The following is a 15,723-nucleotide window of genomic DNA, read 5'->3' on the forward strand; positions in this document are numbered from 1 at the left end:
CTAATTCCTCAATACTATTTAGCTTCTTTGTCTAACAGTCTCGTATAAAAATGCGCCACAAGCTACAGAAACGTTTAGAGATCCTATTGATCCGAACATTGGCAGTTTTGCTTTTTCATCAACGATTTTAAGTACAGAAGGGTTTATTCCTCTTTCTTCAGATCCCATAATAATGGCTAAAGGTTCGTTTAATTTAACGTCATATATATTTTGATCTGTTTTTTCAGTTGCGGCAACAGTTTTGATGCCTGATCCCTGAAGATAAAAAATAGCATCTTTGATATGTTCAACTTTGCAAATAGGCACATTAAATACAGCTCCTGCTGATGTTTTAACGGTGTCTCCGTTTACTGGGGCAGAACCAGATTTTTGTACAATGATGCCGTTTACACCTGTACATTCTGCTGTTCTTATGATAGCTCCAAAATTACGGGCATCAGAAATCTGATCTAATATTAAAAATAAAGGTTTAGTTCCAGATGCAATGGTTGATTCAACTAAATGTTCCAGTTCTATAAAACCAATAGGGGAGATAGTTGCAACTGCTCCCTGGTGATTGTTTGGAGTTAATCGATTTAATTTTTCTACAGGTACGTACGAGAAATTAATGTTAGCGCGTTTCATCACTTTCATTAAGTCTTTCATTAACTCTCCTGAAATCTCTTTTTGTATAAATACTTTATCGACTTCTTTACCTGCTTGAATTGCTTCTATAATGGCTCTAATTCCAAATATTTGATGTTCTTTTTCCATGGGACAAATATAGGGATAATGTTTGCAAAAAAAAATCACTCTGAAAAGAGAGTGACACAAGTAATTGTTTTATATTTTGACAAAAGGTTTTGTTGAAATCTCTAAAAGTAAAAAGGGCACTCATCATAAGATAAGTGCCCTTTTTTGAAGTTGTTTTTAGATTTAAAGAATACTATTATCTAGTACCTCCAGCCCACCAAACTTTTTCTGTATAAACGTAATTTCCATCTCCAAATGCTGCTTTTACATTACTGTTTGCAGATACATCAGAATCACCATAAGGTAATCTAAGTGGGAACTCAGTTGTGTTTTTTGGGTTTGCCAATTGAATTGGATGTGCAGCTGCAGAACCGTACATAGCTAATAAACGTCTGTAATCATTGTATGCTTCAGCAGATTCGTTTTCATAGAAAGAAAGGTATTTTTGTACAGCAATTTCTTTTAATAAATCAGCATTAGTTACAATGCCCAATCCAGCAACATAAGTTGTTGCATTTGTAGTTGAAAAATTAGTTGCCTCATCTTTATTGAAAGCAGCATTTACTGCGGCAGTCAAACTAGCTGTGCTTGTAACAGCAGCTGAGTTTCTTGCTTCTGCTTCTGCTTTAATGAACAATAGTTCGTGGTAGCTTAACATAAATATCGGATTACTTGCATCTAATAATGCTGAATACGAATAGTTTTGGCTTTGTGGGCTAACACCTTGGATAAAAAACTCGTAAGTAAGTGGTGCTCCAGCTGATTTTCTGATTGGTTCAAAATAAGCTGTAGTACGTGGATCACCAGTTTTTGCAACTAATTTATCATGTAAACTTTTGCTTGCAAATAAATAACCTCTATCATTATCGAATTGGAAATAAGGATTTGGAACATTCGTGTTTTTCATTCTAAATTCCTCACTTTTGCTTGTAAAAGATTTACTTACATAAGTCAATACTTTTGCATAATCAGGGTTTTTAAAAGAAAGACGAAGTGTGTAACGAGCTAATAAACCATTAGCTGCTTTTATCCATTTAGCATTGTCTCCTCCGTATATTAAATCCTGAGATCCTAAAGATGCATAAGTTGATGTTTTTCCTAAATTAACAATTGCATCTTCCAAAGTTGCAAAAACAATTTTGTAAAGATCTTCCTGACGGTCTAATTTAGGTGTGAAAATTACTCCAGGTTGAAAAGCCTCAGTAAAAGGAACATCTCCAAACATATCTGTTAGTAACGCTAAGTTATATGCGTATAGAACTTGTGCAGCACCTAATGTTGCCGTGTTACCTTTTTCTTCACCAGTTGTACATTTATTAATGATCAACTTTAGGTTGTACATAGTCTGATATATACTGTTCCAAGAGTTGTTGAAAGTGGTTTGGTTTTTAGGTTCACCATTTCTAGTTTCTGCATTGTACATTTGACCAAAACCACCTGCGTTTAATTCTACATAAACACCAGTGTAGAAAGATAGGTCTGAACCAGTATTGCTGAATGCAGTACTTACCATAGCATCAGTGATGGCAAAACGAGTTGGCACATCTGCTGGATTGTTTACGTTTTTGTTGATGTCGTCCAATTTATCCTCAGAACAAGAATTTAATGAAATTGACGCAATCACCAAAAGTAAGATGACTTTATATTTTTTCATGATTTTTTGAATTATATTAATTAATTGTTAGATTCATTCCAAATCCAATACTTGTTGTTTGTGGAACTGATAATCTTTCAAAACCTCCAGCCATATTGTTGTTTCCTTGAGATGATTCTGGATCTAAGTTTGGCATTTTAGCCCATAATAAAATGTTTCTTGCAAATGCAGAAACACGTATGTCGAATCCTGTAGAAAATTGAGGAAGTGTATACCCTAAAGATAATTCTCTAAGTTTCACGAAAGAAGCATCATATACAGCAGTTTCTGCAATATTCGAATATCTGTTGTAAGTAGCTTCTTTAGTAGCAGCTTTTGTGTTTGGCTGTCCATCTGCTGTTACTCCTTCTTGAACTAATAGTTCGTCACGGTTTCCTGTTTTAGCACTTAATCCATAAGTATCTAACAATGAGTTTGTTCCGCTGTACATTTTTCCTCCGTTTTTCCAGTCAAAAGTAGCTGCAAGAGTTATTTTTTTGTATCTGAAAGTAGTTGTTCCTCCTAGGTTGAATTTAGGTGCTACTTCTCCAAGAGATTTAGTTTCTCCAGATGTAGCTAATCCATTAGCATCAACTATGATATTTCCATTTGCATCTCTTGCAAATGCCGTTCCGTAAATTACCGGGAAACGCTCTCCAATACTTGCTCTAATTTGTGGTGTTGTAAATCCTCCTAAGAAAATATTAGGTACTCCCTCTTTTAATTCGTCTACGTAGTTATCAATTTGAGTATAGTTTGCAGAGACTGTCCATTCGAAATCGTTAGTTCTAATTGGCGTAACACTTACGATCAATTCATGACTGTTAGTATGGATTTTTCCACCATTCATTACTAAAGTTGCAGCTCCTGTAGAACCTGCTAATGGTACCTGGAAGATTTGGTCGATTACATTTTGTCTAGCATAAGTATAATCGATACTTACACGATCTTTAAATAATCTTACCTCACCACCTAACTCATAAGATCTTGTGTTTTGAGGTCTTAAGTTTGGATCATACTGTACATTGTTTGGTATGTATGAGTTTACACCTCCAAGTGGGTAATTTACAGGAGAGTTTGCCCAGAAACCACCTGAATAATCAGGTACAGAGTAGTAGTTAGCTCTGTAAGTTGCTGGCTGACCTACTTCAGCCCAAGAAGCTCTAAGTTTAGCAAAAGATAATGTTGAGTTTCCTTTTAAACCTTCTAGTTCAGTTAATACAACACCTAATGATACTGATGGGTATACAAATGAACGGTTGTCTCTTGGCATTGTAGATACAATATCGTTTCTTACGGTACCACCTAAGAAAATAAAGTTTTTGTATGCAAGATTCACGTTTCCAAATATACCAAAAGTTCTGCTTTTAATAATTTCATCTGTAGCAACTGTTTGCTGTGTATTTGATAAATTAGGGAAACCACCATAATTAAGATCGTTTCCAATCATATTATACGATTTATTGTAAGTATCGTTAATTTCATTACCAACTAAAGCTGTTAAGTTTAAGTCGTCAGAAATTTTGTATTCATAATTCGCTGTGAATAATGAGTTTATTGTTCTGGATGTAATTCCGTAAATTTCTAAATGTCCTGCTGTAGTTTGTGCATTTCCGTATTCCTGGATATCTCTATAGTTAGTAGTATAGGAATCAGCACCAAGTTGATAACGGAATGTTATTTTGTGTTGGTCATTTGCTGAGATGCTTGGCGTAAATTCAACATATGTATTTCCGAAGAAACGATCAGTTTCCTCGTCAAAGATATTGTTTTTAGCTGCCCAGTAAGGGTTGTTAAATCCTGTAGGTCTGTAATAAATTTGTTTGTAAGGGTCTGTTGGACTTGCAAATCCGTTTCCTTTTAAATCGTAGCTTATTGGACTTGCGAATGCACCTGCAACAGATGAATCATTTGCACCTGTAGCCTTTTTGATTTTTGTATTAACATAGTTACCTACGAAACCAGTTTTCCATTCGTCTCCTAATTTTGTACTAAATGCTGCTTTTGCATTGTAGCGATCCATACCAGTTTCCGGTATAAAACCATCCTGGTTTGATGAACCTAAAGCAAATGCATAATTACTTTTGTCAGTAGCTTGTGTTATGTTAAAAGAGTTGTTGACTGTTATTCCTGTCTTAAAGAAATCACCAAAATTGTCATATACCTTAGGAGAAACCCATGGGTCTAAACCTGCTGTAGCTCTTTGTGGTACATAATATTTACCAGGATGAGCTCCTGCATTCATTCCATTTAAAGCATTAGGTACATTACCTCCGTATGCAGGGCTATTTGGTAACTCAGAAATTTTAGGTCCCCAAGTTAATGAGTTAGTAGGGTTGTAAACACCACCTGTTCCTTGTGCATATTCATCTTGATAATTAATCTTTCTAGAGATATCATCTGCAGTTATAGAGCTGTTGAAGTTTATTGTAGGTTTTCCGCTTTTAGAAGCGCCTCTACCACTTTTTGTAGTAATTACTACTACACCATTTGTTGCTCTAAGTCCGTATAGTGCGGCAGCAGCTTGTCCTTTAAGGATGTTGATAGATTCAATATCATTTGGATCAATATCAACTGCTCTGTTCGCAACATCTGATCCAGTTACACTGTTTCCAGTACTGTAATCAGCCGTAGATGCTACTGGCATACCATCAATTACATACAAAGGAGTATTGTTTCCTGTGAATGAACGAGCACCACGAATAACAATTTGAGAAGAAGCTCCAGGAGCACCACTAGAAGGAGTAATTTGAACCCCTGCTAATTTTCCTTGAAGAGCACCAGCTAAGCTGTTGTTGTTTCCTCTTGTTAATTCTGTCGCTTTAACCTCTTGAGTAGCATATCCTAATGCTTTTTTCTCCTTTTTAATACCTAATGCAGTTACTACTACACTTTCCAGTTCTACTGAATCATTGTTTAGTTTCGCATTAACGCTAGAAGAACTTGCTAGAACTTCTTGGGCTTTCATCCCAATGTAGCTGAAGATTAATACTTGGTTTGGTGCTGCTTTGATAGAGTATTTTCCATCAAAATCAGTTTGTGTTGCTGTTTTTGTTCCTTTAACTAATACACTAACACCTGGTAAAGGCATTCCTGTATTGTCGGAAACAGTTCCAGAAACAACTCTTTCTTGCGCGAAAGTAAGTTGCGCAATTAGTACTAATAAAAGCACTAAGAATCCATTGAACTTTAGTTTCATTTTTAAATATTTTGAATTAGTCCGACAAAAATCTTAATAATTTGTTAATCTACCTAATATAAAAAGCTTTTTTTTTAGTTAAATTATGATTTTACTATAAGATATTGTTTTTTTATAGTTAAAAAAGATGTGTAAATTGTAAATTCGTATTTTTTTGCTTCAAATATGATAATAATGAAAAATAATGTGATTGTCTAAAATGTTAAATTTAAGAAAATAGTGGTTATTATTCTTTTTTTTATAACTTTTGCACAAAAAAACCACCCTTTTTGAAGGGTGGTTTTCTGTTAAATTATGTTAGAATTACTATTTTACTTATCCCAGAAAATTTTAGTGCTTAATTTATCACCTCCAATTGAAGTGGATGCGGCATTGTAATTTGTAGCATTTAATGTTTGCTCTCTAATAGGATATGCCATTCTTGAAGGTATCTGACCTTCGGCTGCAGCGTCTGCATTTGCAGCTAATGCTAAAACCGGGAAATTTAGTCTTCTGGTAGAGGTCCATCCTTCAAAACCCCTGTTGAATAAAGCGTACCAGGCTTGTTCTCCAACTTTCTGCTGCCATGTTCCTGCGGCTGTAGCATAAGCAACAGCAGGTTGGCTTAGGTAAGCGTCTGCATCTGCTGTTGAAACCCCCCAGTCTTGCATAGAAGCTCTGATTGCTGCTTCATAGTGCGAAGCGATTGTTCCTCCTACTGCAACTCCTCTTCCTGAAGCTTCAGCTAATAAAAACTCTACTTCGGCATAGTCTAATAAAGTACCACTGAAATCCGGAGCTTTAATTTTATCGCTTGCGTGGGTGAATCGGGATTGCGAATTTTTTGTTCCTACTATTCCTCCTCTGTAACCAGTAACTGTTATCAGTTCTTCTGTAACAGGATCCTGATCCTTATATGTAGGTCTGAAATATGGAGTTTTTCTAGGGTCATTTAGTGTTACTAATGCATCGACAAATGGTTTTGCCACAACAAAATCATTTCTTCCGGAAAATACCATATCAACATAGAGTGGATTTGTGTTAGGAAGATTTAACATGTAAGGTAGTTTTGCATTATCAGCATTTGATGTAAATCCGCCTGCTGCTCCAGATATAATTGTAGCGTCAGCAATAGCACCTTCTAGTCCAGATGCTTTTAGATTTACTCCTAATTTTAATTTAATGCTGTTGGCAAATTTGACCCAGGCTTTTAAGTTGTCTTTATAAATAACTTCAGCAGTACCAAATGCAGGTTTTGAAGTGTCTATACCCGCAATATCATTGTTAAGACGAACAATTAAATCTTTATAAATATCAATTGCTTTGTCGTACTTAGGTAGATAATTATCTGCTGCTTTTAAAGATTCTGTATAAGGAACATCGCCAAAAGTGTCTACTAATACTTGATAAGTGTAAACCATCAGGATATCAATTAATATTAATTGATTTTTCTTGATGATAGTCTTTTCTGCAAATTGGGGATCTGTGGGGTCTATTACTTCTTTTTCTATAAAAGCTTTTGCTTGCGATAAATCAGCTAATGCTCCTGCGTATAATCTGTCCCAGTGATTGTCTGATATTTTACGGGTTACCCAGTTGTAGGTAGATTCGTCCAGATATGTAGTTTCTGTCCATTGTTGGTTTACTAATCTAAATATGTTTCTATTTACGTTAGTGTTAACAAGTTGTTCGGTAAGGTTTTTTTCTGCATTTGTAAATAGAGTGCTGGCTGGGACTACCGAAGGGTTTTTGACATCTACATTTAAGTCTGTTAGGCTACTATCATCACAAGAAACTGTGAGAATCATAATTCCTAAAGCATATATTAATTTTTTCATTTTTTTGGTATTAAAATTTGAATGTTAAGTTAAATCCAATATCTCTGGTTGTTGGAAGTGATCCAACTGAGTAACCTCTAGAGCTATTTCCTGAAGACAATCCGCTTTCTGGATCTGCGTATGGTAGATTTTTACTGATTATCCATAAATTCGATCCTACAAGGCTTGCTGATGCAGAGCTTAAGAATGTGTTTTCGAACATTTTTTTAGGGAAGTTGTATGTGATTGATACTTCTCTTAATTTTACGAATGAAGCATCGTAAATAAAAGCTTTGTTTGGAGCTGCTCCATATCCCATAGTGTTTTCAATTGTTCCACCTTCTGTTCTTACGGTATTAACTGATCCGTCTGGTGCTACACCTGGCTGTATAACTCCATTTTCTCTGATATCTCCTACGGCAGTTTCTTTGTATAATCCAGAAGCAAGACCATAATACATATCCAAAGAGAAAATATCTCCGCCTTTTTGAGTGTCAATTAAGAATCCGAAAGTTAAATTTTTGTATGTGAATTTATTTCTAACACCACCAATCCAATCTGGAGTAATGTTTCCAATTACATTGCTTGAAGAGGTAGTAATCATATATTTTCCTGTCGCTTGGTCTACAGTTGGTTGTCCGTTTGTGTAAACATAATCCGTTCCTTTTAAGGCTCCATAAGCTTCTCCCGGAGCAGCATTAACGGTAACCCCACCTTGGAAAGATCCTAATTGTAGGTTGTCAAGTCCATTTGGTAATGAAATTACTTTACTTCTGTTGTTTGACCAGTTAATGATAATTTCCCAGGTAAAATCTTTTGTTTTAATTGGAGTACCATTTAATTGAAGTTCTAAACCTTTGTTTTCAATATTTCCACCATTAACAAGTCCGTTTGTGTAGCTGGAAGCAGAAGATACTGCAGCAGATACAATTTGATCAACAGAGTTTGTTTTGTAGTAAGTAATATCAAATCCTAAGCGTCTGTCTAGCATGCTTGCTTCTAAGCCAACTTCGAATGATTTTGTTCTTTCTGGTTTAAGTTCCGGATTTTTATTAATACTACGGAATGGAAGTAATAATGAATTTGTATAAAGAGGCTGTCCTTGAAAATTAGAAACTCTTGTATAAGTGTTGTTTAGTTGCAATGCGTCTGCGTCGTTACCAACTTCGGCATAGTTAACTCTGAATTTTCCTAGATTTAACCAGTTTGCTTTTACTACGTTTGAGAATAAAAAAGATCCTGAAACGGCTGGATATACGTAAGAGTTGTTGTCGTCTGGTAGTGTAGATGAAACGTCTCTTCTGATAGAGGCATCTAAGAAATAAGTGTCAAGATACCCAATAGATCCCTGAGCGTAAATACCGTTAACACCTGAAGATATTTTTGCTTCTTTTGGGAATGGTAAGTCTAATTTCGAGTTAGATAAAGCGTAGATTCCAGGTACTACTAATCCGCCAACTGTTGATGATAGTACATTGTCTCTGTCGTTTCTTCTTATGTTTGTTCCAAGAACTCCGTTTATGCTGATATCGTCTCCGAATTTTTTATTGAAATTTAACATAAAATCGTAATTGATTTCTTGAAAGCTAATGTCGTTTCTTTGGTATCCTGATGATTCATCAACTGGAGAAAGGCCAAATCCTGAAGCAATGGAACCAATTGCTCTTCTTTCTTCCTGAAGTTGTTTGTAGGTATCTAATGAAGCTCTTCCCAGTGCACTTAACCATGGGGTTATTTCGTAGTTTAAGGATGCGTAGCTAAATAAACGAGTTCTGTCGTCAGATGAGTAATTCTGATAACGTGTAAAGTAAGGGTTATCCCAGTAAGCCGGTACTAGTCCTTCTGGGGAGGTAGGGTCGCTCCAGTTCCAGGTTATGTTTTGGCCTCCTGATGCAAAATAAACATCTTTTTGAGCTTGAACATCAGTGTTAGTTTGCCACCATTGTCTGAAGTTACTCATAATGTTATCATTGTAACCAGTAGAGTTTCTACCTACTGTGCTTTGTAATGTAACCGAAGCGTAAGCGTTAGCGGTAAGTTTATCGGTAACTTTTTGGCTAAATCTTGCGCTTATCTGATTTTTTTTCAATTCACTATTTGGCAGAATACCTGTTTGGTTTGTGTTAACATAGCTCATAGATAAGCTTGATCTTTCTGTAGATTTTTCAAGAGAGATGCTGTTAACGAAGGTTTGAGCATCTTTAAAGAAGGTTACAGGACCATTTTTTGCCGCGGCCCATGGAGTTGCTTTTCCATAATTTGGCGAAAATGGTGTAAAAGCATCCCATTGATATACTAACTGATTGTTGAATGCGTCTCCATCAGATGCATCATTTGATGTGTCTACAGTATCCGGTGTTCCGGTTCCTAAAAATGAGGATCCAAAACCATATCCTGAGCCGTATCTGTTTTGGTAGGTAGGAAAAGTTGATTTATCGATACTTCCATTTGTGAATCCGCTTGAGAAAGAAAATCCTATTTTATTGTCATTTGACTTTCCTTTTTTTGTTGTTACCATTACAACACCATTTGCAGCTCTTGATCCGTAAAGTGCTGTTGCAGCAGCTCCTTTAAGGATGTTAATGCTTTCAATGTCTTCTTGGTTAATGTCTGATGCATTGTTACCATAATCGTAACCTCCGCCCCCTACTTGCTGAGAAGATGCATTTGAATTTGAGTTGTCAATTGGCACCCCGTCAATTACCCAAAGGGCCTGGTTGTTTCCTGTAAGGGATTTGTTTCCTCTAATTACAACGTTTGTAGATCCTCCAAAGTTATTGTTTCTTTGAACTTCTACACCTGCAGCTTTACCAGATAAAAGATTGGCAACGTTTGCATTTCCTGCTCCGCCATTAACATCTGCACCTGAAATTTGTTGAGAGGCATATCCCAGAGATTTTTTTTCTCTTTTAATCCCCATCGCCGTAGTTACTACAACTCCTTCAAGTTGTTGAGCATCTCCGGATAATTTAGTATTTACTTGTGATGAACTCGCTGCTATTTCTTGCGTTTTCATTCCAATGTAGCTAAATACTAAAACTTGGCTTGTTGTTGCTTTGATAGAGTACTTTCCATCAAAATCGGTTTGTGTTCCGGTTTTTGTTCCCTTTATCAATACACTCACACCTGGTAGCGGCATGCCTGCATCATCGGTAACAGTTCCCGAAACGGTTCTTTCTTGCGCGAAGGTTAATTGCGCGAATAGCACTAATAATAGTACTAAAAATCCATTGAACTTTGGCTTCATTTTCTCAATTATTTTGAATTAGTGTTACAATATTCATAATAATTAGTTAATAAACCTAACGTTATGTTAATGAATTTTTAATAACAGCTAAAATTTAACATTATAACATATATTAACAATAGTGTTAAATAATTGAATTTCATTAAGCTTTCCCCCGCCATTAGTGAGATTAATCCGTAATAGACCATTCGGAGTTTGGATATTTGTTCCGATTCCAATTCCTGTTAAATTTTTGATTTTTTCCGGATTTTGACTATTTGTTAAATCTTGGTAAAGAGCGTAATCTAAAATTGAATTTATGTATAAATTGCTTGATACAACATATCGGTATTCTGTTAGAAGTATTGCTGCAAAATTACCTTGAAGGCTATTTTCAGAAAAACCTCTTATCGAGTTTATTCCTCCAAATCGAAATAATTCGTTTGTTATGTAGTTTTTGCTTTTTAGATATAGATTTTGTGAGTTAAGATAGATAAAGTTCTTTTTGTTCAGTTCGAAATTATACGAGAGGTTGAAGTTTGACGAAAATTGCTTGCTTAGGTCAGCTGTTTCAGGGTTGTCATTGGTGTCTCTTTTTCCGTAGCCAATTATGAAGTTAAGTGATGCTTTTTTTGGGAATAGGTTGTTAATGTAGTCTGTTTTCTTATATTCTAAAGTTGATGTTATATAAGAGTTTTTATAGTCGCTAATGGTGGAGTTGTTGGTGTTCTGAATATCGCTTGATTCAGTAGATTGATATCCCAGATATATTTTTGAATTATAATTAATATAATATCCCAAATCGATTGCCGTTTTTGTGTTTTGAAAAGTGCTGTCTTGTTTGAAGATGTTTAATTGCGCTTTTATTCCTAACGGCGACTGAAATATATACGGAATTTCTAATTTGGTATTAAAAGTCTTTTGCTGATTTCCATCGCTTTTCCAGTACAATGAAAATTGCTCGCCGGCATGCAGTGTGTTTATGAGTGCTATGTCAAGGTAGCCATTGATGGTTGTTTTTTTATTTTCGTCGTTTGAAAATCCAATGTAGCCATCAAAACTATTTGCTTTTCGTTTTTCTATGTAGGTGTAAATTTTGGTTGAATCGTTTGTAAGTAAAATTTCAGGATATTTGGTTTGAGTTACAAACTCGAAATTATTTATGTCATCATATAATTCCTTTACAGTCTGTTGGTTGAAAGTTTTATTGAGGTATTTTTTGTTTAATTGTTTTAAGTGTCCTTTAGGGAAAAAGTTTTTTTCTTGCAAATTAATCTGGGTTAGAATAATTGAATTTACAGTGCGTTTTTTTTCGGATTTAAAATTTAAATCAGCGTAAATTACCAAATTCTTTCTTTTGATGTTCTCAAATTTTATTTTACTTAATGCAAAACCTCTTTTTTCGGCTTCAATTATTTTTTGATTTAAGAAATTTTCTATTTCGTAGTAAGGTAAAATTACGGTATCATTTTTTGTTTCTGTTGAGTCAAAAAATGAGTTATTTGTACCTATATATATATGTATGTATTTGATCTTGTTTTTTAGGTCTATTTTTGATGTGTAGCAACTGTCGTTTATTTGTGTAATTGCTTCGGGTTTATTGTCTAGAAAGCCTATTTTGGACAGCTTTTCAGACATGATTATTGGTTCATTATTTAATGATTTAATATTCGGGTGTTTTGTAGTGTAATTAACAGAATCAATTATTTGGTTTTCGGTTTTGTCTGAGCCGGTTATTTTTAAATAAAAATTTTGGCTGTAAGCAGATGTGCCGACGCAGAAAATAAGTATGTATAAGAGATGTCTCAAGTCTAATTGTTTGGTTTTTAAAAGTATTGCAAATATCTATTATTTGTTTGTAAAAGTTTAAGCTTAAATAATGTTATTGAAAATTAATGAATTAAGGTTTGTATACTGAAAAATATTTTATACATTTGCAACCCCGTAAAAAGCGGGAATTTAATATACATAATAAATTTTTAGTATTAATTATGCCAACAATTCAACAATTAGTAAGAACAGGAAGAACTCAGATAACTAAGAAGAGTAAATCGGTTGCTTTAGATTCTTGTCCTCAAAGAAGAGGGGTTTGTACGCGTGTTTACACTACTACACCAAAAAAACCAAACTCTGCAATGCGTAAAGTTGCGCGTGTACGTTTGACAAATGGTAATGAGGTGAATGCTTATATCCCTGGAGAAGGACACAATTTACAAGAGCACTCGATAGTATTAGTTAGAGGTGGAAGGGTAAAAGATTTACCAGGTGTTAGATATCATATCGTTCGTGGAGCGCTTGACACGTCAGGAGTTGCAGGAAGAACGCAAAGAAGATCTAAGTACGGTGCTAAACGCCCAAAAGAAGCAAAAAAGTAATTTAAAACGTTAAGAGTTGGAGGTTAGGAGTTAAGGGTTGTGGATTAAAACTTAGGTAGAGATCTGTAACACATAACATTTAACGGATAACCTATAACTTTTTATTAAAAAAAAGACATGAGAAAAAGAGCGGCAAAGAAAAGACCACTTTTACCAGATCCAAGGTTTAACGACCAATTGGTAACACGTTTTGTGAACAACTTAATGTGGGATGGTAAGAAATCTACAGCTTTCAAAGTATTTTATGATGCAATTGACATCATTGAGTCTAAAAAGCAAGATTCAGAAAAATCTTCATTAGAAATTTGGAAAGATGCTTTAACAAACGTTATGCCTCACGTAGAAGTACGTAGTCGTAGAGTAGGTGGAGCTACATTTCAAATTCCAATGCAAATTAGACCAGACAGAAAAATTTCTATGGCAATGAAGTGGTTGATACTTTATTCTAGAAGAAGAAATGAAAAATCTATGGCACAACGTTTAGCGTCAGAATGTTTAGCTGCTGCTAAAGAAGAAGGTGCTGCGGTTAAGAAAAGAATGGATACTCACAAGATGGCAGAAGCTAATAAAGCTTTCTCTCACTTTAGATTTTAATTCGTAAGAAATGGCTAGAGATTTAAAATATACAAGAAATATCGGAATTGCTGCTCACATTGATGCTGGTAAAACAACAACAACTGAGCGTATCCTTTTTTATACTGGAAAGTCACACAAAATTGGTGAGGTACACGATGGTGCTGCAACAATGGACTGGATGGCTCAAGAGCAAGAAAGAGGTATTACAATTACTTCAGCTGCAACAACTTGTGAGTGGAATTTTCCAACTGAGCAAGGTAAACTTTTGCCTGAATCTTTGCCTTACCACTTTAATATTATTGATACTCCTGGACACGTTGACTTTACTGTAGAGGTAAACCGTTCTTTGCGTGTACTTGATGGTTTGGTTTTCTTGTTTAGTGCTGTTGATGGTGTTGAGCCTCAATCAGAAACTAACTGGAGGCTTGCTGATCAATATAGAGTTCCACGTATGGGATTCGTAAACAAAATGGACCGTCAAGGATCTAACTTTTTGGCAGTTTGTCAACAAGTTCGTGATATGTTAAAATCAAATGCTGTTGCGATCACTTTGCCAATTGGTGAGGAGAATGATTTCAAAGGTGTTGTGGATTTGGTAAAAAACCAAGCTATCATTTGGCATGATGCAACTCAAGGGGCAACTTTTGATATTGTTGAAATTCCTGCTGACATGGTTGCGGAGGTTAAAGAATACAGATCTATTCTTATTGAAGCAGTTGCTGATTACGATGAGAATCTTTTAGAGAAATTCATGGAAGATGAAAACTCTATTACAGAGGAAGAAATCAACAAGGCTTTAAGAGCTGCTACTATGGATATGGCTATCATTCCTATGATTGCTGGTTCTTCTTTTAAAAACAAAGGAGTTCAATTCATGTTAGATGCGGTTTGTAAGTATTTGCCTTCTCCAATGGATAAGGAGGGTATTGAAGGGATTCATCCTGATGATGCTGAATTATTAGAAGAAGATCAAACTAAAATCTTGCGTAAGCCAGATGTAAAAGAGCCGTTTGCTGCTTTAGCATTTAAAATTGCTACTGATCCATTCGTAGGTCGTTTGGCTTTCTTCCGTGCTTACTCTGGTCGTTTAGATGCTGGTTCTTATGTTTTGAACACTCGTTCAGGAAATAAAGAAAGAATTTCTCGTATCTACCAAATGCACGCTAATAAACAAAATCCAATCGAATTTATTGAGGCTGGAGATATTGGAGCTGCTGTTGGATTTAAAGATATCAAAACTGGGGATACATTGTGTGATGAAAAACACCCAATCATTCTTGAGTCTATGAAATTCCCTGCACCGGTAATTGGTATTGCAATTGAGCCTAAAACAAAAGCTGACGTTGATAAAATGGGTATGGCTTTAGCTAAATTAGCTGAAGAGGATCCAACATTTACTGTTAGAACAGATGAGGCTTCAGGGCAAACTATTATCTCTGGTATGGGTGAGCTTCACTTAGATATCTTGGTAGATCGTATGAAACGTGAATTTAAAGTTGAAGTAAACCAAGGTGAGCCTCAAGTTGAATATAAAGAAGCGTTTACAAGAACTGCAACACATAGAGAAACTTACAAGAAACAATCAGGAGGTCGTGGTAAATTCGGTGATATCGTATTTACACTTGAGCCAGCTGACGAAGTTGACGGTAAAGTTCCTGTGGGATTACAGTTTATTAATGCAGTAAAAGGTGGTAACGTTCCTAAGGAATATATCCCTTCTGTGGAAAAAGGTTTCCGTGAAGCTATGAAAACTGGTCCTTTAGCTGGTTATCAAGTGGATAGTTTGAAAGTAACTTTGACAGACGGATCTTTCCACCCTGTCGATTCTGATGCTCTTTCTTTTGAATTAGCTGCAAGAATGGGTTATAGAGAAGTGGCTAAAGCTGCTGGGGCAATTATTCTTGAGCCAATCATGAAAATGGAAGTTATTACTCCTGAAGAAAACATGGGGGATATCGTAGGTGATATCAACCGTCGTAGAGGTCAGGTTAATGACATGGGTGATAGAAATGGTGCTAAAACTATTAAGGCTGATGTGCCTTTATCAGAAATGTTTGGATATGTAACAACATTAAGAACATTATCTTCTGGTAGAGCTACTTCAACAATGGAGTTTTCTCACTATGCAGAAACACCTTCTAATATTTCAGAAGCTGTAATTAAAAAAGCAAAAGGTAACGCTTAAT

General features: G+C 35.4%; 9 protein-coding genes. 3 read left to right on the plus strand and 6 right to left on the minus strand.

The window, feature by feature from the left end; all coding sequences use genetic code 11:
* Positions 1–18: 18 nt before the first annotated feature.
* The 6 genes from rlmB to GIY83_RS22815 form a co-directional block, all read right to left on the minus strand.
* A complete protein-coding gene (gene rlmB, locus GIY83_RS22790; protein WP_208683611.1) occupies positions 19–753 on the minus strand; it encodes a 23S rRNA (guanosine(2251)-2'-O)-methyltransferase RlmB in 735 nt (244 codons plus the stop codon).
* A gap of 175 nt (positions 754–928) precedes the next feature.
* Positions 929–2,386: a SusD/RagB family nutrient-binding outer membrane lipoprotein gene (locus GIY83_RS22795; RefSeq protein ID WP_208683613.1), complete on the minus strand. Its 1,458-nt coding sequence runs from the start codon at positions 2,384–2,386 to the stop codon at positions 929–931.
* A 16-nt stretch (positions 2,387–2,402) separates the two neighbouring features.
* Positions 2,403–5,564: a SusC/RagA family TonB-linked outer membrane protein gene (locus tag GIY83_RS22800; protein ID WP_208683615.1), complete on the minus strand. Its 3,162-nt coding sequence runs from the start codon at positions 5,562–5,564 to the stop codon at positions 2,403–2,405.
* A gap of 311 nt (positions 5,565–5,875) precedes the next feature.
* Positions 5,876–7,381, minus strand: coding sequence for a SusD/RagB family nutrient-binding outer membrane lipoprotein (locus GIY83_RS22805; RefSeq protein ID WP_208683617.1), 1,506 nt, complete (start codon positions 7,379–7,381; stop codon positions 5,876–5,878).
* Between the two features lie 10 nt (positions 7,382–7,391).
* A complete protein-coding gene (locus tag GIY83_RS22810; protein WP_208683619.1) occupies positions 7,392–10,607 on the minus strand; it encodes a SusC/RagA family TonB-linked outer membrane protein in 3,216 nt (1,071 codons plus the stop codon).
* Between the two features lie 87 nt (positions 10,608–10,694).
* A complete protein-coding gene (locus GIY83_RS22815; protein WP_208683621.1) occupies positions 10,695–12,395 on the minus strand; it encodes a ShlB/FhaC/HecB family hemolysin secretion/activation protein in 1,701 nt (566 codons plus the stop codon).
* Between the two features lie 182 nt (positions 12,396–12,577).
* Here GIY83_RS22815 and rpsL point away from each other — a divergent pair, with 182 nt between their 5' ends.
* The 3 genes from rpsL (at position 12,578) to fusA (ending at position 15,722) form a co-directional block, all read left to right on the plus strand.
* Positions 12,578–12,961, plus strand: coding sequence for a 30S ribosomal protein S12 (rpsL, locus tag GIY83_RS22820; RefSeq protein ID WP_007136570.1), 384 nt, complete (start codon positions 12,578–12,580; stop codon positions 12,959–12,961).
* Between the two features lie 117 nt (positions 12,962–13,078).
* Positions 13,079–13,555 (plus strand): 30S ribosomal protein S7, encoded by a 477-nt coding sequence (gene rpsG, locus GIY83_RS22825; protein WP_007803600.1) that lies wholly within the window; start codon positions 13,079–13,081, stop codon positions 13,553–13,555.
* Positions 13,556–13,565: 10 nt separating this feature from the next.
* Positions 13,566–15,722, plus strand: coding sequence for an elongation factor G (gene fusA, locus GIY83_RS22830; RefSeq protein WP_194617157.1), 2,157 nt, complete (start codon positions 13,566–13,568; stop codon positions 15,720–15,722).
* Position 15,723 lies beyond the last annotated feature (1 nt).

This window comes from Flavobacterium sp. SLB02, assembly GCF_009664855.1.
Classification (GTDB): Bacteria; Bacteroidota; Bacteroidia; order Flavobacteriales; family Flavobacteriaceae; genus Flavobacterium.

Bases quoted from the DNA above. Each gene is read 5' to 3' on its own strand.
- rlmB (WP_208683611.1), bottom strand. From the start codon at position 753: ATGGAAAAAGAACATCAAATATTTGGAATTAGAGCCATTATAGAAGCA.
- GIY83_RS22795 (WP_208683613.1), bottom strand. From the start codon at position 2,386: ATGAAAAAATATAAAGTCATCTTACTTTTGGTGATTGCGTCAATTTCA.
- GIY83_RS22800 (WP_208683615.1), bottom strand. From the start codon at position 5,564: ATGAAACTAAAGTTCAATGGATTCTTAGTGCTTTTATTAGTACTAATT.
- GIY83_RS22805 (WP_208683617.1), bottom strand. From the start codon at position 7,381: ATGAAAAAATTAATATATGCTTTAGGAATTATGATTCTCACAGTTTCT.
- GIY83_RS22810 (WP_208683619.1), bottom strand. From the start codon at position 10,607: ATGAAGCCAAAGTTCAATGGATTTTTAGTACTATTATTAGTGCTATTC.
- rpsL (WP_007136570.1), top strand. From the start codon at position 12,578: ATGCCAACAATTCAACAATTAGTAAGAACAGGAAGAACTCAGATAACT.
- rpsG (WP_007803600.1), top strand. From the start codon at position 13,079: ATGAGAAAAAGAGCGGCAAAGAAAAGACCACTTTTACCAGATCCAAGG.
- fusA (WP_194617157.1), top strand. From the start codon at position 13,566: ATGGCTAGAGATTTAAAATATACAAGAAATATCGGAATTGCTGCTCAC.